The following is a 20,173-nucleotide window of genomic DNA, read 5'->3' on the forward strand; positions in this document are numbered from 1 at the left end:
GGACCCGGCTTCCTCAACGTGCTGCCGCACGCAGTCTCAGGAAGCACCGTGACGATACAGCAAGCACGGTGATAGGCAAGGCTGCGTGTGCTTAGCCACACGCAGCCTTGTTCCATCTTTTGTTCTCTACATCGTTCAGTTCATCGTCACGGGGGCACCTCATGCCGAGCGGAGCCACCGGTCGCCTAAGCGCCTGTTCGCGAAGCTGCTCCTCCCCGTCATGCAGAGCGTCAAGTTTGGCCGGGATGATGGTGCTGACCGATCCTTTCATTCTCGCCCCTTCCTCAGCCTCACGCCCGGCCCCTCGCCGTTCTCGGCAACGAAGATCACGCCCGCGGCTTCGAGGGCGGCGCGGATGGCATCTACAGCATCGGAAGAGACGGCTCGTCGGCTTCGCTCGAAGTCAACTATCGTGGACAAGCCGAGTTGGGCGGCCTCCGCCAAGGCCGGCTGGTTCAGGTCAAGGAGAGCGCGCGCGGCGCGGCATTGTGCTGGGGTCATGTCGCTCAACATTTTATGTTGACAGGGGTCCGCGCACGCTTCTAGCGTCTCAACATTAAATGTTGATTACCGCTGGAGCAACACCCATGCCGAACCCTACCGTTCCGGCAGCCGCCCCCGGCTTGCCTGCCGCCGAGAAGCCCGTCGATCCGGTCATTGCGCTGATCGCCCAATGGCGAGAGGCCCGCGCCGAGTTCGCCTCGCGACCGCCGACCAATACCGAAAGCTGGCATGACGCCCGCGGGTGGATGGTCGACGACGATCTGAACCAAGCTCCCTCGGCACAAAGTCTGGAGGGTGCCATCGCGGCACTGGAGTTGGCCCAGATCGAATCCGACTTCGCGCCCGCGCTGGTCCGGTCGGCACTCGGCTTCCTGAAAGCGTTCACCGCTCCGGTCGAGCGGCCGGCGACACGAGCGGAAATGGAGGCCTACCGCGAGTGGCTCGCCATGGAGGGGCGCCTCCTCGGGATGGAACTCTATCCGGAGATGGGAGACGATGCCGATCGCGTTATCCCCTGCAACACCGGCGCCGGCGAGCTCCATCTGCCGCCCTGTGGCTCCTGGAGGAAAATAGCGAAGCCGTCGTCGCGAGCAGTGCGAATACTCACGGCTGTCGGCGCAAACTTCGAGAAGATCGCCCGCTGCGGAGAAAAAGGCGGCGGTATATTGGGACCGGACAAGGCGACCGGATCGGAAGACGAGGCCAGCCATGACTGATCCGATCTTCGCCGCCATCGCAGAACACCAGCGGCGTCGGGCCGAGCATGAGGCTGCGTTCGACGCGGCGGGCGAGGCCGAACTGGCCGATCGCGCTGATGGGCCTCTCGCGGCCCAAGCGGGCGCCCTGCGCGACGCGGCCTCCGAACGGGAGGTCGAGGCCCTGGAGCAGGTGCTGCACACAGTGCCCCTGACGGCCGCCGGCATGCTGGCGTTGCTAGACCACATCAGTGGGCCGGCCGGCTTCGACGGCATCGCCCCACGCGATGAGGACGTGGCGGCAATCTTCGGCACGATGCGCGCCTTTGTGGTCGGGTCGGAGGGCGGCGCATGAGCGTGATCGCCGCTGCCCTGCGCGAGCTGATGGCCGCCGGTCTGACCGGCGACGAGCTGGTCGCTGCCGTCGCCCGCATCGAGGCTGAGATGGCGGTCTCTGCGCCAGGACCTCGTATGAGCGCCGCAGCCGAGCGGAAGCGCGAAGTCGACCGCGAGCGCATGCGTCGGAAGAGAGAGGCCGCCAGGGCGGCGAACGGCCGGGTGGATAATCGGTCAACGTCGCAGGTATCGCGTGAGATCGCTGATTGTCGCGCGACTTCCACGACATCGCACGACGATGGCGAGCCCTCTCCCGAGGAAAAAAGAAAGGCCTCCCCCTGCACCCCCTCTAAAGAAAAAACCCAACCCTCTCCCAATTTCACCCCGTCGGTTCCTAAAGGAACCTCCTCCCCCTCCGCGACGGATTGCGATGCGGCGGATCGTCAGGAGGAACTTGCCGAGGCGCTGGCGGCGTTCAACCGGATGGCGGCCGAGGTCGGCCTGCCCGAAGCGCAGGGAATGAGCCGGAAGCGCCGGCTGGCCCTGAAGGCCCGATTGCGGGACTGCGGAGGGATCGCCGGCTGGCGGATCGCCATGGATCGGGTTCGGGCTTCACCGTTCCTCCGCGGCGACAACGACCGCGGATGGCGGGCGAGCCTGGATTTCCTGCTGAAGCCCGAGAGCTTCGCGAAGCTCATGGAGGGGGCGTACGACCCGGCGCCTGGAGCGAGGCGTCAACGAGCGGAGCCGCGGTCCTCGATGGCCACAGCGATGGCGGAGGTCCTCCTCGAACACCCGGATTCCGAGTTCGGAAAGCGCGCCAGGGCGGCCGGCTTCCGGAGAGGCGATTTCCGCGGCGGCGGCGACGCGATCATCGCCGGCATGGCGCGGGTGGCCGAGCAGAGATTCGGGCAGTGGCCGGGATCATCGGATGGACGGGTGATCGATGGAGCCCCAGATGAGCTCTTCGGCGACTATGCTGACGTTTGATATTGGGTGCTCCATTTCAGATACCGCAGGCGGATACCTGCGGGGCAGGAAGTGGCTGAAGAGTCCTGGAAAGCCAACGAAGAAGTACTCGCCAAAACAAAAGGCGTGGGGCAAGGATGAGGTGGTCAGGCTAATTGTGCTCGCCGTGGCACCAAACCGAGGAGGCGCCATGATACCCCAAGCCTGTACCCGATTTCCTTGTCCGTCCCCAGGCTGCGAACACTGCGACCCGCTCATCATGAGCCTGCCCGTCCCGGATACCGCGCCGCCGCCCTACCGGCCTAACTGGGAATGCCCGCGCTGCCACAAGATCAACGCTCGGGGCGTGACGGCATGCGATTGCCATCCGCGTACAAAAGAAGGCGAGGGATAGTGCCGCGTCCCGCGCAAATGCCCTCGCCGCCGAGCGGCTCTCGCAAGGCGCTCCGATCGCGATGACGGCGAGGTGATCGACGGCGACGACTATGGACTTGTCTGCGATCCGCGCCGGGTATGATCTGATGCGCCGCCCGCGCCAGCGCCGTCGCGGCGGCCTTCAGATCCTCGGCGCCGGGGACAGGCCATGGCGATCAGCCGCCGCTTCGATGACCTTCCGTTGTATGCCGATGATGTCGATATCGCCCGGGCAATTCTAGGGTCCGGTCACACGGACGAATGGAAGGCAATTTCCGTGATCTTGGAGCGTGAGGGACTGCCCCCTCGGGATCCGCTTATGGGCGGCCGTTACTGGCCAGGGGTTCAGGCCTGGTTCGCAAAGCGTCCTGCACCTGCTGCGCCCATCATCACCCCACCGGCGCTTGGCCGCTGGACAACTTTGCCATCGGACAAGGAGGACTCAGACCGCGCACCAGGCCTGTCCTGGCGACCCCGGAAAGATGGAAAGGCAGCTTATTGGGTGGCGCGCGAAGATCTGGTCAAGAAGGGCTTTAGGCCATCGACCGTGCGAATTCACTTTGATCCGACCGACCCTTTTCACCCGGCTAAGATCGCTGCAAAGTGCCGCGTGCTACAGGCCGAGATGCTAACTTGGCAACGCGACGGCGGTGCCCCGCGGGCGGCGGCGTTCGACGGCACCTTTCGATCGCTGATCCGCATCTATGAAACCGAGCGATCGAGCCCATTCCACGATCTGAAAGAGCGGAGCCAAGGGTTCTATCTGTACGGATTGCGGTTGCTCGACCAGGCAATCGGAACCGCGCGGGTGGACGCTGTGAGCGGAGTCGAGCTTCGCCGGCTTTATCAGGATTTGCGTGTTCCCGCGCCGCTCACCGCGAAACAGCGAAAGGCCGGTGATACCAAGGCGCCCGACCGTGCGCGAAGAGCCTATACCGCCATCCAGATGCTCCGTGTTGTCGTGAACTACGGCCGGACCCTGAAGCTCGACGCATGTGACGTGTTGGGCGATATCCTATCCAAAATGGAATTTCAGGGTGTGAGGAGGCGCGAAACCCGGATCACGCACGCCCAGGTGTGCGCCTTCCGCAAGGCCGCGCACGAGGCCGGCCGGCCGTCCATGGCGCTCGGCATCACGCTCCAGTTCGACCTCGGCATGCGCCAGAGGGACGTGATCGGGGAATGGGTGACCGACAAGACCCCGGAACAACCGGGCATCGTTTTCGCTGGGATGCGATGGGCAGACGGCCTCACCTTTGAGCACATCACCGGCACGGTCCTGCGGAAGCGGACCAGCAAGACGGGCAAGGTGGTGGAGCACGATCTGGCCCAGCTCCCCGACGCGCTCGCCGAACTGGAACGCATCCCGCCGCTCCGCCGCATCGGCCCCCTGGTGCTCAACGAGGAGAATGGGTTGCCCTACAAACGGCGCGTCTACACCAAGTGGTTCCGGATAATTGCCCGCAACGCCGGTATCCCGGATGAGGTGTGGAGCATGGACGCGCGGGCCGGCGCTGTGACGGAAGCCCTCGACGCCGGCGCCCAGCCTCTCGACGTGATGAATGCAGCCGGTCATACCCAGCTTTCCACGACGCAGGGGTATGATCGGACCAGCCTCCAGAAGGCTTCGCGGGTCGCCAAACTTCGGGTCGCTAGCAGGAGGAAACCGAATAGCAGTGGGGAAATCGACCCCACCTAACCTCGTCATAGGCTTGCAAGGCGTGGATGCCATGGTGCCCCTCCAAGCCGGAGGAAGAAGCTATGGCACCACGCGCTGAGATGCCCCTGTTCCCGTGTGAAGCCGACATTGCCCGGGCAGTTCTCGGGCCAGGGCGTGTCAGCGAATGGAAGGCCATTGCCATCATCCTGGAGCGGCACGGGCTCCCGATGAAGGACCCCGTGTTCGGCGCCCGGTATTGGCCGTCAGTCAAAGCTTGGTTCGACCGTCGAGCCGGTCTGCACAACCACTTCATTCCCTCGAAGGTGGGGGGCATGGAACGACCGCGTGAACCGCTGGAGCCACCCCGGAAGCCCGGGGCGAAGAAATAGCACTCGCCCGTACTTCTCACCCCGCGCTGAACAGATCGTCGCCGCGCTCGGCGATCATCAACTCGCGCGGCGCCTGCTCCGACGGCGCTTCACAGCGGGCTCTTCCTCTACCGACTGCGGAAGAAATTCGGGGGACTGGAAGTCCGCCTGCTTGCCTGCGTTGCCGGTGATCGGCAGCTTCATGTGGGTCTGGCGCCGCTCGCCGTCGGGCTTCGAAGAGCGCTTCGTCGATCGTGCGGCTAGGCCGGATTCGTCAGCGGCGGCCCGCGCAAGATTGAGCTCGAGCAAGCGGGACAGGGCATCTTCGTCGGAAATGTCCGCCGGCCAGCCATAGGCTGCGGCCACCGCACCATCGAGCTCGCGATGCGCATCGATCAGCCACTGCGGGCGGCGGTTGTAGAGGTTGGTCAGGGTGCGCTCGCGCAGGATCGTCGCAGCGGCCGCGTCTCTCGGAAGAACTCGGTCGGGAAAGCCCGGCGATACCTCACGCTCGATCCGGACCAAGTCAGGAGGGTTTAACCAAGCGTTACGGAGCTCATCGAGGCGTTTTGCAGCGATGGCGATGGCGATGGCGCGAGGATCGCGCTGGAGACGAGCAACCGGAATGTCAGGCGTCAGACCTCCGGGCCAAGGGAAAGTCTCGAAAGTCGTTGTGGGCGTATAACGGGGATCGTTGCCAACGCCGAGCCATGAGCCCATGCGCAGTGACCATAATTCATGGAAGCGAGAGTGTAGAACTCCAAAGGCCGCTTCATCATCACGCGCAAAAGCAATAACAAGATTTTCTGGAACTGTTTTTGAACTAATCCAAACAAAAGTACGATATTTTGAGACCATTGAGGTTCCAATATATCGTGATTTTGAGCCGATTGCTGCGTACATCTCCGGCCTGTGACGTTCATATCTCCACCATATTTCTCTATTTTTCTTAGTTCGACTAGATTGTCTGGCTGGGTACACCACTTCTCTGGCCCAGTGGTAAGGAGATTCATAAAGCGCCGCTATACGCTCTTCCATTTGCCCAAAATCTATTATCCACCGGTCTGTGGGCCGACGAGTGATTTCGATGCCGTTGACCGACCTCTTGACCACATCGGAGTTGGAGCGTCCGTTTGGATTGACCGGAAGCGCGAGAAGGCGACGTGCTTCACTGGAAGGAATATCGAAGGGACCACTTTTAGTGACGCCCATAAATGCAATGCCAATATTTTCCACAAGTCGCCGGGCCTTAGTAAGGTTAGCTGCGCCGGCTGTGAGATCCGCATTGATTTGACCAACCGGCTTGCCATCGAGGTGACAGGTGTCTTCGCTCCCACCGAAGCAAACCAAAGATACCCGCACAGCCGCGCCATCAACCACCCAAGGTTCATCACTCCAGGCCTCGAAGATGCGGCTGCCGCTGATGATCTGATCAAGCACCTTCCGGTTGGCACCACCACGAACGGAATTCGTTGCAACCAGACCGACCCGCTGCGCCCGTCCATCTTTCACGGCGGCCAGCGCTTGCTCGAACCAATAGCAGACGAGGTCCGCCTCTCTCGCAACGCGGTCATCGTAGAGCGTGAAGAGCCTGTCGACTACCTCGTCTCCCAGCCCATGCCGGAGCAGCTTCCCGCCGAGAAATGGAGGATTTCCGACAATGAAGTCCGCGCGAGGCCACGTGGTGACGCGATAGGCGCTCCCGGCTTCGGGACCGGTCAGCAAGTCCATCTGTTCTCCGCGACCAAGTGCAGGGACGCGCTCAATGAGAGCATCCGCGCACTCGATGGAATTCAGCTTTCGAAGGATCGGGACCTCGTGTGTGTGGATCCCGTTCCGCAGGCGCCATTGGATATCGCCGATCCAGATCGTCGTTCGTGCGAGCTCGGCGGCGAGCGCATTGACCTCAATGCCCAGCAGGATTTCGGGGCCGACGGCCGGCCAACGCGACTTCAAGCCCAGCATCTCACAATCAAGGTTTGCGAGGTTCTCGATGTCCTTCACACCTTGCAGCGCGAGATAGAGGAAATTGCCGGAACCACAGGCCGGATCAAGAATCCTCAAGTTGCAAAGCTTCTCGATGAAAGCGGACCGAACCTCTTCAGCGGCCTCATCTCGCGTCATCCGACGCCGCTCTTTCTTCCGCATCGGCGGCGGGCGGCTACCGTCGAGGAGCCCCACAATTTTTTCTTTACTCACCTCCCATTCAGCACGGAGAGGCCGCAAGATCACGGGATCGATGATCCGGCCGATCTTGTCCGCGTCGGTATAGTGCGCGCCAATCTGGGCTCGTTTCTTCGGATCAAGGAAGCGCTCGAACAAGGTGCCGAAGATTGTCGGGTCGATCAGGCTCCAGTCGAGGCTGTCGGCAACAATTAAAAGGCCGATGTCACCTTCATCCAATGGCAGAGCTCGGCGGCCGTCAAACAGTCCGCCGTTGAAATGCATGACGTCCGTGAGCGCGAAGTCGCCGCCCTTCTCCATCGCGTGGAATAGGTCATTAAGATAGCCTCGCGCCTTGCTCGGATATTGGGCGGCACGGCGTAGCAGTTTCGTGAAGATCCCCCCCCGGAGGAGGCCAACGCTCTGCGCGAAGAAGCAGAACACCAGCTGGTTGACGAAGTGCGCAATCTCTTCCGGCGAGCCGCACCCTTGTAGACGCCAGGCGATCGTTGAGAACTTGTCGGCCGCTTCCTTCGTCAGGCCGGCCCGCGTGCGCGTGGGTTTAAGCTTCTCGGGATTGAAGAAGACGTTATGCAGAATCTCACGCTTATCTGGATCCGTGATGTCGTCCAGCGCGATATCGTAGGTAGTGGGGACTGTGTTCGTCCATGCCGTGTGAATACGGAACCGCTTGATATCGCAGACTACGTGAAGTGGCGGATTTTCTAAAGCCGGGGCGTAGCGCATCAATTGGAGAAGCGCGCCGTCCAGGTCGCCATTTTTCTGTTTGTACTCCCAGGCGAAGTGATCACGCTTCCATACGTCGGCAAACCCCCTGCCGCCGCCGACTTTGCTTGCGCCCTTCTCGAACGCAAAGAATTCGCCTGTCGGGTCGTCTTCGGTGGGTGTCGGGTGGCCGACCAAGGCGCAAAGGTCGATGAAGTGCTCTTGCGCAGATTGCCGCTCATTAAGCGAGGCAGACTTCCACTTCTTGACGAAGGCAAGCGGCGACATTTGTGCACGAGCGCCGGCACCCATTTCTGCCCCCGAGGTCGCCGAATTTAACAATTCCTTAAGAAATCAACCTTGGCGTGAGCCAGTCAACAACGCACTATCGTTAACCTTACCGAGGACAGCGATGGCCCTCTGCGGGTGGCCCATCTCTATTCTTCTCCTTCATCCCTGTTATCCGAGAACATGATCTGCGCGCCGCTGCCGAAGGGTTCGGGCTGGAGATAATCACGCGAGATGATCACGACGATGCCAGGTCGAACATCGGATGGCGGCGCGGCATCCGCCTGTTGCGCCAGATCTTCGAGCACTCGGATCGCCTGGACCGCCGCACCCTTAGCCTCGTTCTGATCCCTCAGCTCGGCGAGGCGGTGGACGTTGCGCGGACGCTGCGATGCTTTGAACGCGGCCATCTCCACGTTTAGTGCCGCCCGGAACTTCGGATCCTGCGCGCACATGCGGGCGTTGCGCTCAGTCATCCCGGCCTCGATGGCGGCCTCGGTCAGCTTGAGGCCCCGCCACACCATGCCGTCGATCAAAGCGCGGCGTTTCGGCGTCATCGGGTCCGGTGTGGTCAGCTCGGGAAGATCGTGGTCGTTGGTCTCGTCGGTCATCGTGTACTCCTCAGCGCATCCGGATTTCGGCCAGGGGAGCCGGCGGGCGCGTTGCCGGCGGGGGCGGCATAGCTGGCACAGGCAGGGCCTTCCTCCGCCGCTTCCGCTTGAGCGCCGGCCCGCCTGGCTGGATGGCAGCCTTCAGCAGCGGGGACGCCCGGAAGCGCAGGCTGTATCGCGTCCCGTCGCCAGGCACTTCGCGCAGTAGGGTGTCGGAGAAGCGCACCTGCGCCATTCGCCGCGGCGGCAAGCCTCTGTGGCCGGGGACATTGCCCTGAAGGCCGATCGTCGTTCCGCCGAAGCGGGAATAGAAGGTGCCGAAGCCGGGGATGTGCACGTCGCGGCCGGCCGTCAGCTCGCGGGCGATCACCCGCATGATGATGGTCGGCATGTCGCTGGCGAGGAGCCAGGCGCCCCGCCGGTCGCGGTCGCCCTTTCGGCAGCCGAGCGCGCGGCGCGAGAGCGGCTTCCAGCGCCGGCGAACTTCGGCCCGGATGCGGTTGCGCATACCGTTCTCAGCGACGCTCACTCCGCGGCCTCCCTGATTTCGAGGAGAGCTTCGGCCGCGGCAGTCCCGGCCGCCGCTTTGGCTTCCCGCCTTCGGTTCCGGCCAGGGAGACGGACGAACTCCCCGTCGTGGTGACGGCGCATCCCGCCGCCCTCGAGTGAGAGCCCGAGCTGTGACGGGTCATGCTCAGGCCGTTCGGAAGGAGGGCGGGTTTCAAAGAAGACGAGCCCCACGCCATAGGCGGCGAGCAAGAGGTCGAAGGAGACCGGCCCAAGCCGGCGGCCGCTGTCCCGATCCCACGCCTCCAGCTTGCCGCAATAGCCATCCTGGAGGCCAGCCTTGTCGTCGACTTCGAGCTGAGACAGGCCGAGATCCTTCCGTCGCGCCTTGAGGGCGTTCATCAGGCCGCGGTAATTCCAGCAAAAGGCGAGGGTCTCAGGGTCCGTACTCATGCAGTCCGCACTGCCTTCTCCGCCATGGCGGAAACAGCCCGTGGCGCGGCACAGTCCGGGCACGACAAGACGCTGCCGAGATCCTCCGGCGCGCGTTCAAGATGCTCGGCGGCGAGGTCCGCGAACGCCATGTGCGCGACGACGCGGCAGCTCGGGCACCAGGCTGAGAGCCGGTTGAAGCCGAAGCCGGCCAGATAGGAGAGCGAGATGCCATCCGCGCCGATCGGCGCTCCTGCTGGCGCGGACGCGGGGCGAGGCGCGCGAGGCTTCCGATCGATCGCCGGCAGGGGGCGCGCGAAGCTGGTCTCGGGATCCCAGCGCTTGCGGGGCGCGCACCAGTTCATCCGGGTCATCGCACACCTCGCGGCAGCCCATCGCCCGGCGCCCACCAGTAGGACTGCCCAAAGTCGCGCTGCGCCGCCTTCTCGGCGCGGCGGAACGAGGCGCGATAGTCCGGATCCACGAGCGTCTGGAGTTGGTCGAACAGGAGGCGATCGACGGCGAGGCGCGTGTACCAGAGGCTCGGGTCATAGCGCCGGGCGGTGCGCACGAGCTCGGCGCCCAACGTCGTGTCGTCTCCTTCCATGAGGCGCCGCAGCTGCTGCGAAGACAGGCGGGCGACGTCCTCCGCCGCGCCGATGGCCGGGCCGGCGAGGTCCGAGATGGGGGAGCGGCCGGTGCGCGAGGTGGACGCATTGATCAGGTCGCCATAGACGCCGAGCGAGCCGGATTGCAGCCCGGAGCGCACCCAGAAGCCGGGATTATCCATCGCTTCGGGTGTCTTGCCGTAGAGCACCGCGCGGGCCTGGATCGCCGCGGCGCCGGCAAGCAGGTTGAAGAGCACGAAGGCGGTGCCGTTCCAGATGCGCTTCTCGATCGGCCCTTGCGTCGCGAGGCGCATCATGTGCGTGGCGACCATGGTCATGCTGAACGACTTGAACAGCGTGGCGCTGCGGACCATCTCGCCCCAGAAGGTGCCGGCCGTCGTGCCGCCGGTCATCACGGCACGGATGCGAGCATCGGGTTCGAGGATGGCGAACGCCCGCTCTTCAATGATCGCGCCTACGAGCTTCTCGCGCAGCGTTCGGTCGGCGATGGCCTCGGTGTCGAGGAAGCGCGCGCCCTCCACCTCCAGGGGCGCGCCAGCGCGGATGCTGTCCCAGTCCTTCGCGCTGATCTGGTGGCGGTCGAGGAAGTTGGCAAGCGGCTCGTTCACCCCGCGCAGGGCGTCCAGCGAGTGCCCGGCGTGGTCCGCCAGATTGCCCATGAACTCCATGGTGAAGACGCGCTTCATCATGTCGGTCCACGCCGCCAACCCCTGTGCCCGGATCACGGTGTTGGCCATCGCGCGCAGGATCTGCGGGCCGGATGCCTCCCCGGCGAAGCGGACGAAGCCATGGGCGCTGTCCATTGCAGCGTGGGCGGTGAGCTGGAGGCGCGCCGCGAGAGCCCGGCTCTCCTCACCGCCGCGGCCGATCTCCCGGATGACGCCGGACAGAATACGGCCGGGGTCTATGCCGTTGTAGCTCGCGGCGAGCGCGGTGGTGACACTGTCGCCCGGGATCGCCGAGACGATGGCACCGCCGAGCTTGGAGGAGACGTTCAAGGAGCGCAGCCCGCCGAAGAAGCCCGCCATCAGGGGGCCGTCGACGGCGTTGGCGCGGCCGGTCAGCACGTCATAGGTGCGCTCGGCGATGGACCGGCTCTCCAGCATCCGCAGCGGGTTGAGACGCTGCAGCCGCGACAGGCCGGCCTCTTCCTCCTTGGCCATAGTCAGCGCGGCCCGAACGATGGCCCCATGGTTCGGCCCGACCACTTCGGCGAGGGCGATCTCATTGGCCATCTTGTGCAGGTGGCCCATCAGCAGGCCGAAGACGTTCTCGCCGGCGCCGTACTTCTCTGAGAGGCGCAGCCAGGCCTCCGCGCCATCTGCGCCGCCGCTGAACTGGAATGTGCGCTGTTCGGGCGAGAATGCGGTTGCGGTGCTGTCGCCGACTGTGATGTCCCGATAGGCGCGATCCAGAACGAAGTCCCGTCGGTCCATCTTCGCCGGCGCGCCGGTGTCACGATCCCATAGGGTCAAGGCGCCGCGGTCGACCTCGGCAGCGAAGTCGGCCTTGAACTCCTCCCGCGTGAAGGTTCGGACGCGCAGGGTGTCCCAGAACTGCGGCACCCGCCAATCCTCGCTGGCGGGGAGGTTCCGCCCGGCCGCCGTGACCCGATCCACAGCCTCCTTCTCGGCCGCCTTCCAACCCGCAGCCGCGGCCTTCGCCGTAGCATCCCCAGTCTCGACCCCGAACACCTCCCGCACCAGATTGCGCACGCCGGCGATCTGCTGGCGGGACTGGCCGAAGATCCCCGGGGAATAAGCCTCCAGCGCCTGATCGACCTTGCGCGAGAGCTGGGCCCAGATGACCTCGCCCTTCGTGGCGACGTTCTCTCCGCCAGCTTCCCAGATGTCCCGGGTGAGCATCGACATGACGCCGGCGACGCGGCCCTTCGGATGGCTGAGGATGCGCTCTTCCGCCTTCGCCCAGGCGATGGCCTGCTTCGCGGTGTCGTTCTTCAGGCGCTTGGCCGAGGACTCCAGTGCGCGCGCCGCGGCAAGGCCGGCCGCTGCCTCGGCGCTGGCGGGCCCCATGCTGCGGGAGAACTCGCCGCGGGAGCGCTCGTAGAGGCCGAGGGCCTCGTCGGCGATCTGCCGCGTGATCTGTCCGGTCTTCACCAGCTTGTCGATGCAGTCCACGACGCTCACGGCAGCACCTCCGGAATAAACATGGCGCAGGCGCGGATTTCCGCGGCCGCAGCGATACGGGCATCGGCCTCGTCCAGGAGATCGTCGACCGACCGCATATCGGCGACGCGCTGGCCGGCCTCATCGAGACGCTCGCCAACGGGGATCTGGAGGTCTCGGGTGGCGCGCAGCTTGTCGAGGTCGTGCAGCACCGCCGCCTCGGTCTCCTCAGCCGAGCGGGCGACGACGATCTTCTTCTCCGTTAGCTCGTCGGCCAGTGCGGCCACCTGCTCCGGCCGCACCACAGACGGCGTGGAGGCCGGTCGAAGGGGCTCGCGGGCTGCCGCAGAGCCGGGTAATGCCTCAGCGATGGTGCGCGGCCGAAGCATCACCTCGTCCAGAATGGCGAGAGCTTCGTCCTCGTTGCCCGCGCGCGCCACGGCGGCGGCGACCGTCGCGGCCTCATCGCGCGGCATGTCGTACCCGACCTCGCGGGCGAGCCCCTGGATGCGCTTGCGCGTCTGCTCGGTCCAATGCCCGGCACGCGCCCGCTGCTCGGCGACAGGATCGGCCCGGCCGGCGGCGGGCGTAGATGGCGGTTCGGCGCGGCGCCGGGCCAGGGCACGGTCGACCAGGTCTTCGGTGACCGAGCGGAGCACCTGATCGGCTTCATCATCGCCAGCATCAAGGATGCGACCGGCGATCTGGGCGGCCTCGTCTTGCGAGAGGCGAACGCCATAGCCGTCTTGCGCGAGCCGGGCGATGGTCCGGCGCATCTCGGTGGCGATGGCCTCGCGCCGGCCGGCGGCGCGCTGCTCTCCCGCCGTGATCCGGCGCGGAAGGTCAGCGTCCGCCTTGTCGAGCTTGGCACGGGCCCGCGCGTCGGTCTCCTCGGACCGGGCGAGCGCCTTCTCCTTCCGGGTGAGCGCAGTGCGCAGGCCTTTCGCCTCGGCGGCGAGGCTCGCGGTCGCCCGGGCATCTCCCGGTGCCGTGGCGGCGAGCGTCTCGGTGATGCTGGCGCGCTCCGCCTCCAGCTCCACACGGCGCGCGGTAGGCAGGCCTTCGCCGGCAAGATCCTGCTCGATGGCCGACAGCCGAGCCGCCGTGTCCGGATCGGTCGGCGTTCGCGCACTGGCGAGGCGCTGCTCGGCCGCCGCAAGGTCCGAGCGCAGGCCCTCCACCTCGGTGCGCAGGGCATCGCGATCGGGAGCCCGCGCCTCGATTGCCGTGCGGCGGGAGGCCAGGCTGTCGGCTTCCGCGCGCAGGGACGCGAAGGCTGCGGCGGCTTTCTGATCGAGCGACCGGGCCGAGCCGCGGATTTCGGCGAGCTGAAGCTCGGAGAGCCGCTCCATGGAGGCGGGGAGGCGCGCCGCTTCGCGCTCCAGGGCGAAGGCGGTCTCTTCCGCGGCATTGGCCTTCGATCGCGCCTCCAGCACGGGGGCGAGGCGCTCCCCATAGGCGCGCAGCAGATCGGGCGTGACGTTCTCGGAGACATCTACCGGCCGGCCGGAGACGAGATCATCAATGGCCTTCTGGAGCGCGGTGCGGTGTGCGATCTCCCCTTCGACTGTGGGCACAAGGTTGGTGTCGGCGATCTGACCTTCGCTCGCCACCACGTTGCCGGCGTCCCGAACGGAGCGCGGCCAGGAGCCGGTGCGATACCGCGTCCAGAGCGCCGAAAGCCCCTTCACGCCGCCGCCGAGCACGCCACCTGCGACGCCCGCCATCAGCACGTTTTGTGCCGCCTCGCCGCCGGCGCCATAGCCGGGCTCAACGCGTTCCTTGAAGGGGGCAGCGATCGCTTCAATGCCGATCTGCGTCCCGGCGGTGATGCCCGCGGTGGCGAGCGCGGTGCCGAGGATGCCGAGGGAGGCCGGCGCCGCCAGCGGCACGGTCACGATATTGACGGGGTCGGTCGCACCGGATGCGAGCGAGCCGAGCGCCAGGCCGGCGGCGCCGCCCCATGTGTGCTCGCGCGCCGCGGCCCGCTGGTACACCTGCCGCGCCCGGCGGGCCTTCTCCTCACCGAGGCGGTCGAGGTCCTCCGCGGTCAGCGGCTTCAGATTGAGATCAGGAAAACGCGGTGCGAGCGCCGTCAGCTGACCGTTTAGCTCGGCGAGCGCCGCATCGCCGCCGCCCAGCGCTGGGTTGGTGAGCACCGTGCCGGTTTTCTCGCGGATGCCGTCCAGATAGTCCTGGACGCCCTCCATGCGCGACGTGCTGGCGGAGACCGACTGGCCGAAGAGGAGCCCCTCCCGCCAGGAGGCGTCGAAAGCCTCGCCGAACTCCAGCGGCAGATCCTCGGCCAGGTGCTGCTGCGCGTAGTCCAGGGATTCATTCTGCCCCTTGGTGAAGATCCCGAAGCTCATCGGGCGTCTCCCGGCAGGCCCACAGGATCGCGCCCGAAGTTCGAGGCCGTCCAAGGGATCGTCGCGGACGCCGCGGGAACGCCCCAGGCGCGGGGCGGCGCCGGTTGCTTATCATCGAGGCGGAGGATGAAAGGACGGCCACCATCGCCGACGGCATATTGGGGGGCATCAGCGTTGCGATTGAGCCGGACGAGATAGCGCCCGGGAGCGAAGGACTCGAGGGTGGCGCTGTCCCGAAGATACTGCGCGGTGACCGGCTTGCCGGACGTCGTGCTGGCGCCGGCGAGGTCCGCATCGGTCAGGCCGAGCAGGATGCCGTCGAACGTCGACTGATCCATGCCACGCTTCGGCGCCAGGATGGTTGCGCCGTTCTGGCGGACCGTTCCGCCGGTCACCTCCTGAACGGCGCGATCCAGGCGTTCGCGCTTCAGCACGCCGGACGTGTCGCCGGCGGCGGCTGAGAGATCGGCATACCGGGCGCGCACGGCGCCGCGCATGGTGGCATAAGCCTCGCGCTCGTCGACGCGGTGCCCGATCGAGAAGGCGGACGCCGGAAGCGCGGAATCGAGGGCCTCCGTGTAAGCCTGCGCTTCGGAATCCTTGTGCGGCACAAAGCGCGGCTCGGCATTGAGTGCATCCCGACCACGCACGATGCTCGCCGCGATATCGGGCGCATCCTTCGCGAGACCGCCGGCAAAGGCCAGAACCGAGCCCTTCGGCCCGGTCTCGTGAAGCTTGCCGAACGTGGCTTCCCGCACGCCGGGCGGCAACGTGGCCAGGGCGCCGAGGATGCGCACCTTCCCGCTGGTGTCGGCCGCATCGAGCGCGCTGGTGAGGGATCGGAGATCCTCGCCCTCGAAAGCCGAGATCGGCCTCTTCAGCTGATTGGTGACCACCATCGCAGCCTTGGCATGCGCCTGGAGCGCGGCCTGCACCTGATCATCGGACCCCTGCCACGGCACCGGCGGCGGGGGCTTGATCCAGCCGGCACGCACGCCGCGCAGGAGTGGCGTCTCCTGCTCCATGCGCTGAAGTGTGGCGAACCGCTCCTCGTCGTCGAGCAAAGCAGCTCGGGCCGCATGGTTGCCACCGGCCGCAGCCTCCTCCAGGCTGTTCCGCAGAACCTGCCGCGCATCCGGTGACAGGTCGAGCAAGGCGCCCGAGCGTTCCGCATCGCCAAGAAACTCGACGGCCTGCCGCTTCCGCTTCTCGTCGAGGAACGGGAACACCCGGCCTGAGAGGAAGGCGACATCGTCCTCGCCGATGTGCCACTTGCCGATGGACTTCTTCGCGTCGGCCAGCATGCCGTCGAACGTGGTACCTGCCCAATGGCGTAGGCCTGCGATCTGAGATGGCGGTAGGCCCGCCAAACCGCCCCCATACTGTTGCGCCTGCTGCTGATGCAGCGCCTGCGCATAGGCCGTCGCGTTCTCGGGAGTGTCGAACTTGCCGAGGTGTTTGCCGGACTGCCGATACAGCGCTATCGCATCCTCGTCGGACAGGGTTTTCCCATCCGGCGAGATGGTGGGAATGAGCACCTCGCGCCCGTCCTCTCCGATAGAGATCGAGCGAACGGTGCTGATGGAGCCGTCGGCGTTCTTCACCACCGGACGATTGCCGAGGTCGACGTTGCCCGCCTCCAACAGGCCGGCCGGCGGGCGGGAGGGGACCGGGTCAGCCGCCCCGGCGCCGCGCTCCGCCATCTTCTGGCTGGTCCACCGGATGAAATCGCCGTTGGTCTTGATCCCGGCAAGCCAGGGGTTCGCGTCGATCACCTTCTGGCCGACGGTCGCGCGGAAGTCGCCCTCCGGGTTCTGAAGGATCTTCGGCCCGGCGCCTTCGCCCTGATAGTACACCGCGTAGAACTCGCCGGGCGTGGGCTCGCGTCCGACAGCCGCCTTCGCCGTTGCATAGACGGACTGCATCTTGCGGATGCCGGCGGGGATCTGCGCGTCCGGATCGGGCGTGTCGCCAATGCCAGAGGCATCGCGCTCTGCCTTCAGCAGCTGGAAGATGCCGAACGCCGACGAGAGGGCCTTTCCGTCCTTCCCGATCGGCCGGCGCGCGGGATCGAATCCGCTCTCCTGCGCGATGATGGGCATGACGATGTTGAGCGGCAGCCCCGCCGCCTGGGCGGCCATCGCCACCTTCTGGCCGATGGGCGAGTTTGCGCCAGGCACCGCGGAGCTCCGCGACCAATCCGCCGTCGGCAGCGCGAACTGGCCGCGCTTTCCGCGGCCATATTCCATCGCATAGGTGACCCGCGCCGCACCGATGGTGTCGCCGAGGCTGAGCATCTTCTGGCGGAGCAGGTCGCCGTCCGCCTCCAGGTCCACACCATCCCGCAGCGCCGTGATGGTGGGTTCGGCCAAGGCACGGATTTCGCGGATGTCTTCGGTCGCCTCGGCCTTGCGCGCCGAAATATGCGCCTTGACCATGTTGAAGCGGGATTGGCGCTCCGCCTCATCCATCTGCAGGTGAGGGTCGAAGATCGCCGTCTCGGCCTGCTTCAGGGCCTCATGGGGGCCGACGCGGTCATAGGTGGCATCAACGCTCGACAGGACGGCAGCCGCGCGGCCGCGATCTTCGAGGCGGCGCAGGCGATCGTCCACCACGGCCGGATTGTAGCCCCAGCGCGGATTCTTGCCGAGCTCGCTGAGGATCGAACGTGCGTTCGCGACCTGGGCCAGGTATTCGCCGCTGTCCACCCCGCCTTTGCGGGCGAGGGCGACGATGTTATCGGCCACGGTGTTGTACTGGGTCTCCAGCGCCGTCTTGGCATTGGCCTGCGCGACAGCGAAATCACGCTCCGACAGGTCGAGATAGTGGCCGAGCCGCAGCTTATCGAGGGCGGCGGACACCGCCGGCCGCAATGCGGGCTCAGCCCGGTTCACAAGATCCTTGTTGTAGAGCTTCGCCATATCGTCGAACCGCTTCGGGTCCGCCTCATATTGCTGCCGAAGCTCCAGCATCTTCTCGGCCGCGTTCGTCTGCAGCTGGGCGAAGTAATGTGCGCGGGCACCACGCTGGTAGGCCTGCCCTAGGACGCCGAGCGTCGCCATCTCGGTGATTTCGGGGGTGCCGTCGGGACCGATGGTGACGGCCTCGGCACCGCGGGCTTCCGCCTGCTCGATGGCGATTGGCTTCACCACCTCCGCGGCATTGTCCATGGCGTGCGCGAACATGGCATAGGGCGCGGCGATGTCCGCGGCCGTGATGCCGGGACGAGGCGCCTCGGTGAGCGCAAGGCGGTGGGGGACTTCGGGAAGATCAACCATTGCCGCCTCCTCAGGAACTGGTCGAGCCGGGCGACTTCATGCTGCCGAAGCCGATCTTCGCCATGCCGGTGACGGCATCGAGCCCACCTCCGACCAACGCCATGTTGGCGGCCGAGCGCCGGAACGCGGCCTCATCCCGCTTCGCGTTCGCCTGGATGTTCAGGTTCTCGACGCGCGTGCGCCGCTCGCGATCCGACACCCGCTGCTGCTCGTCCATGATTGCCTGCGTCGTGGGGCTATCGAGGCCCACATTGGCGGAGGCGCGAATGGTGCCGATGCGCGCGAGGGTGCGGTTCAGCTCCTCGCGCAGGGCGGTGTCGGTCTGCGCCGCCTGCGTCTTTGCCACCATGGCGTCGCGCTCGGCCACGGCCGCCTGATAGCTCTGGGCTTGGGATTCGCCGTAGGCCTTGAAGCCGGCGGAGGCTCCGGTGAGCGCCATCATCGTGGCAGATGCCGGATCCATCAGATGCTCTCCTGCGGCGCACTGAGGCGACCGATGTTGGCGAGGACGCGGTTCAGCTCTTCAACCAGCGTCTCCTCGCGCGGCGGCGCCACCTGGGCATCGGCGAAACGGGGGAGATTGCTGGGGCGGGCGAGGTGCGCCGGGAACGGTGCGATGGTCGCGGCGGAGGCAGTTACCTTGGAGAGCGCGTCACGCATGATGGATCCTCTCGGTGCCGGCGCTGCCAAGCCCCAGCGCGCGGGTGTCGTATTCGACCGCCGGCACCGAGAAGGATTTCGGAAATTCGGTTGCCGCGCCCCGGGTGGCAGCCCGGTTGTGAGGAGAGGCTAGGCGCCCCGGAATTTGCGGCAACGCACCGGGGCTCGCGGCGCCTGAACGCGACGTGCGGAGCTGGCGTGTGGCGCGAATTCGGGGGACCAAACGGCTATGCCGACGGACGTGGTGGTATTAGTTTCCACCACGCGGGGGCCAATTCAGCCGTCGAGACAAGGGGATCGAAATGCTGTCTCGCAGAAATCTGTTCGGCCTGACCGCAGGTCTGGCGGCCGCCAGCGTGGCAAACCCCTTCACGCGCGCGGTGCGCGCCGCAGAAGCTGAGGTGCCCGCAACGGAAGCTGCACGGCTGGCGGCCTCCATTTCGGATCGGCTGTTCGACGGCGATGGTCTGGCGCGAGCTGTCCCTGATACCCCAACGGTTTCTGACTTTGCCCACGGTCTTGACCGGACCCTCGTGCTCGGCGGAGGCGGCGAATATTACGTCGCTTGGTACTGCGGATTTTTCCACGGACTGATGGAGCGCGGCGTGGATCTCACCGCCGCCGAGATGGTGGTGGGGACGTCCGCCGGCTCCTATGCCGGCTCCTCACTGCTGTCGGGCCGCTTTGGCCAGTTGCGAACGGAGTTCGAGTTCTTCGGCCATTTCCCGTCCTTGTTCGCAAAGATGGCGCCGGTCAGTGCCCCGAACGCGAGCCAGAAGCGCGCGCAGGAGATCAATTTCTCGGTGAAGGACGGCAGCCCGGCGTCGATCCGGGCCATCGGGCACGCGGCGCTCGCCGCCGACAATCATCTCAATGGCAACGGGGTCGAGCGTCTGGCCTGGCTGCTGACGGGCGACAGCCGGACAGGATGGCCCGCAGCAAAGATGTTCACCACTGCCAACGACTGCTACACGGGCGAGCGCATCGTGGTGCACCAAGATGTCGCCAAGAGGAACGGCATCCCCCTCGCCCATGCGGCGGCTGCAAGCTCGTCACTGCCGGGCGTCATCGGGCCGACGCAGCTCGGCCAGCGCTTCTGCATGGACGGGGGAATCTCGAAGACCTGGGCGCACACCGATCTGGTCGCCGGCTCGAAACGCGCCGTCGTCATTACCTTGACCAACGGCTACGAGGGCTCCCTTCTCAGCGGCATTCCGCACGACATTCACAAGGAGCTCGCCGCGCTGGAGGCGGTCGGCACCAAGGCGATGCTCATCATCGCCGGCACCCCGCCAGGCGTAAACCTCCTCGATCCAAAGCAGATCGCCCCAGCCTTGCGCGCGGGATATGAGCGTGCCGCGACCGAAGCGCCGAAGATCAAGACCTTTTGGGCCTGACCGCGAAGAGCTGTCGTTCTCGCGCACCGGGGGGCGCCAGC

15 protein-coding genes are annotated in these 20,173 nt (G+C 66.0%); 5 read left to right on the forward strand and 10 right to left on the reverse strand.

Annotation, left to right across the window (positions count from 1 at the left end; all coding sequences use genetic code 11):
• The first annotated feature begins 587 nt into the window (after positions 1 to 587).
• From V5F74_RS01440 to V5F74_RS01455, 4 genes are all read left to right on the forward strand, one after another.
• Positions 588 to 1,220: a hypothetical protein gene (locus tag V5F74_RS01440; protein ID WP_394005836.1), complete on the forward strand. Its 633-nt coding sequence runs from the start codon at positions 588 to 590 to the stop codon at positions 1,218 to 1,220.
• Positions 1,213 to 1,554 (forward strand): hypothetical protein, encoded by a 342-nt coding sequence (locus V5F74_RS01445; protein ID WP_394005838.1) that lies wholly within the window; start codon positions 1,213 to 1,215, stop codon positions 1,552 to 1,554. The genes V5F74_RS01440 and V5F74_RS01445 overlap by 8 nt, the downstream gene beginning before the upstream one ends.
• On the forward strand, positions 1,551 to 2,525 hold the full coding sequence (locus V5F74_RS01450) for a hypothetical protein (RefSeq protein WP_394005839.1): 975 nt from the start codon (positions 1,551 to 1,553) through the stop codon (positions 2,523 to 2,525). Before V5F74_RS01445 ends, V5F74_RS01450 begins: the two co-directional genes overlap by 4 nt.
• Before the next feature lie 562 nt (positions 2,526 to 3,087).
• Complete coding sequence (locus tag V5F74_RS01455; protein ID WP_394005841.1) at positions 3,088 to 4,617, forward strand: hypothetical protein; 1,530 nt, start codon at positions 3,088 to 3,090, stop codon at positions 4,615 to 4,617.
• A 407-nt stretch (positions 4,618 to 5,024) separates the two neighbouring features.
• Here V5F74_RS01455 and V5F74_RS01460 read toward each other — a convergent pair whose 3' ends face one another.
• The 10 genes from V5F74_RS01460 to V5F74_RS01505 form a co-directional block, all read right to left on the reverse strand.
• On the reverse strand, positions 5,025 to 8,147 hold the full coding sequence (locus V5F74_RS01460; RefSeq protein ID WP_394005842.1) for a class I SAM-dependent DNA methyltransferase: 3,123 nt from the start codon (positions 8,145 to 8,147) through the stop codon (positions 5,025 to 5,027).
• A 125-nt stretch (positions 8,148 to 8,272) separates the two neighbouring features.
• Positions 8,273 to 8,734, reverse strand: a complete 462-nt coding sequence (locus tag V5F74_RS01465) for a hypothetical protein (RefSeq protein ID WP_394005844.1) — start codon at positions 8,732 to 8,734, stop codon at positions 8,273 to 8,275.
• Positions 8,735 to 8,744: 10 nt separating this feature from the next.
• Positions 8,745 to 9,263, reverse strand: a complete 519-nt coding sequence (locus tag V5F74_RS01470; RefSeq protein ID WP_394005846.1) for a hypothetical protein — start codon at positions 9,261 to 9,263, stop codon at positions 8,745 to 8,747.
• Positions 9,260 to 9,643, reverse strand: a complete 384-nt coding sequence (locus tag V5F74_RS01475) for a helix-turn-helix domain-containing protein (protein ID WP_394005848.1) — start codon at positions 9,641 to 9,643, stop codon at positions 9,260 to 9,262. Before V5F74_RS01475 ends, V5F74_RS01470 begins: the two co-directional genes overlap by 4 nt.
• 47 nt (positions 9,644 to 9,690) lie before the next feature.
• Positions 9,691 to 10,047 (reverse strand): hypothetical protein, encoded by a 357-nt coding sequence (locus V5F74_RS01480; protein WP_394005850.1) that lies wholly within the window; start codon positions 10,045 to 10,047, stop codon positions 9,691 to 9,693.
• Positions 10,044 to 12,449 carry a hypothetical protein gene (locus tag V5F74_RS01485; protein ID WP_394005852.1) on the reverse strand — a complete coding sequence of 802 codons (2,406 nt, stop codon included), beginning with the start codon at positions 12,447 to 12,449 and terminating at the stop codon, positions 10,044 to 10,046. Before V5F74_RS01485 ends, V5F74_RS01480 begins: the two co-directional genes overlap by 4 nt.
• Positions 12,446 to 14,797 (reverse strand): hypothetical protein, encoded by a 2,352-nt coding sequence (locus V5F74_RS01490; RefSeq protein ID WP_394005854.1) that lies wholly within the window; start codon positions 14,795 to 14,797, stop codon positions 12,446 to 12,448. The genes V5F74_RS01485 and V5F74_RS01490 overlap by 4 nt, the downstream gene beginning before the upstream one ends.
• Positions 14,794 to 18,075 carry a transglycosylase SLT domain-containing protein gene (locus tag V5F74_RS01495; RefSeq protein WP_394005856.1) on the reverse strand — a complete coding sequence of 1,094 codons (3,282 nt, stop codon included), beginning with the start codon at positions 18,073 to 18,075 and terminating at the stop codon, positions 14,794 to 14,796. The genes V5F74_RS01490 and V5F74_RS01495 overlap by 4 nt, the downstream gene beginning before the upstream one ends.
• A gap of 10 nt (positions 18,076 to 18,085) precedes the next feature.
• The gene (locus tag V5F74_RS01500) at positions 18,086 to 18,538 is read right to left on the reverse strand and encodes a hypothetical protein (protein WP_394005858.1); all 453 of its coding nucleotides are present in this window, start codon (positions 18,536 to 18,538) and stop codon (positions 18,086 to 18,088) included.
• Positions 18,538 to 18,735: a hypothetical protein gene (locus tag V5F74_RS01505; protein ID WP_394005859.1), complete on the reverse strand. Its 198-nt coding sequence runs from the start codon at positions 18,733 to 18,735 to the stop codon at positions 18,538 to 18,540. The genes V5F74_RS01500 and V5F74_RS01505 overlap by 1 nt, the downstream gene beginning before the upstream one ends.
• A gap of 302 nt (positions 18,736 to 19,037) precedes the next feature.
• On the opposite strand from V5F74_RS01505, the gene V5F74_RS01510 reads away from it, so the two are divergent.
• Positions 19,038 to 20,132, forward strand: a complete 1,095-nt coding sequence (locus V5F74_RS01510; protein ID WP_394005861.1) for a patatin-like phospholipase family protein — start codon at positions 19,038 to 19,040, stop codon at positions 20,130 to 20,132.
• Positions 20,133 to 20,173 lie beyond the last annotated feature (41 nt).

Origin of the sequence: Xanthobacter aminoxidans (assembly GCF_043193615.1) — a bacterium.
In the GTDB taxonomy this organism is placed as follows: Bacteria; Pseudomonadota; Alphaproteobacteria; order Rhizobiales; family Xanthobacteraceae; genus Xanthobacter; species Xanthobacter aminoxidans.

Excerpts from the sequence above, each read along its gene's own strand:
- V5F74_RS01460 (WP_394005842.1), bottom strand. The coding sequence starts at position 8,147 with ATGGGTGCCGGCGCTCGTGCACAAATGTCGCCGCTTGCCTTCGTCAAG.
- V5F74_RS01505 (WP_394005859.1), bottom strand. The coding sequence starts at position 18,735 with ATGCGTGACGCGCTCTCCAAGGTAACTGCCTCCGCCGCGACCATCGCA.
- V5F74_RS01445 (WP_394005838.1), top strand. The coding sequence starts at position 1,213 with ATGACTGATCCGATCTTCGCCGCCATCGCAGAACACCAGCGGCGTCGG.
- V5F74_RS01500 (WP_394005858.1), bottom strand. The coding sequence starts at position 18,538 with ATGGATCCGGCATCTGCCACGATGATGGCGCTCACCGGAGCCTCCGCC.
- V5F74_RS01495 (WP_394005856.1), bottom strand. The coding sequence starts at position 18,075 with ATGGTTGATCTTCCCGAAGTCCCCCACCGCCTTGCGCTCACCGAGGCG.
- V5F74_RS01440 (WP_394005836.1), top strand. The coding sequence starts at position 588 with ATGCCGAACCCTACCGTTCCGGCAGCCGCCCCCGGCTTGCCTGCCGCC.
- V5F74_RS01490 (WP_394005854.1), bottom strand. The coding sequence starts at position 14,797 with ATGAGCTTCGGGATCTTCACCAAGGGGCAGAATGAATCCCTGGACTAC.
- V5F74_RS01450 (WP_394005839.1), top strand. The coding sequence starts at position 1,551 with ATGAGCGTGATCGCCGCTGCCCTGCGCGAGCTGATGGCCGCCGGTCTG.
- V5F74_RS01510 (WP_394005861.1), top strand. The coding sequence starts at position 19,038 with ATGCTGTCTCGCAGAAATCTGTTCGGCCTGACCGCAGGTCTGGCGGCC.
- V5F74_RS01455 (WP_394005841.1), top strand. The coding sequence starts at position 3,088 with ATGGCGATCAGCCGCCGCTTCGATGACCTTCCGTTGTATGCCGATGAT.
- V5F74_RS01475 (WP_394005848.1), bottom strand. The coding sequence starts at position 9,643 with ATGAACGCCCTCAAGGCGCGACGGAAGGATCTCGGCCTGTCTCAGCTC.
- V5F74_RS01480 (WP_394005850.1), bottom strand. The coding sequence starts at position 10,047 with ATGACCCGGATGAACTGGTGCGCGCCCCGCAAGCGCTGGGATCCCGAG.
- V5F74_RS01465 (WP_394005844.1), bottom strand. The coding sequence starts at position 8,734 with ATGACCGACGAGACCAACGACCACGATCTTCCCGAGCTGACCACACCG.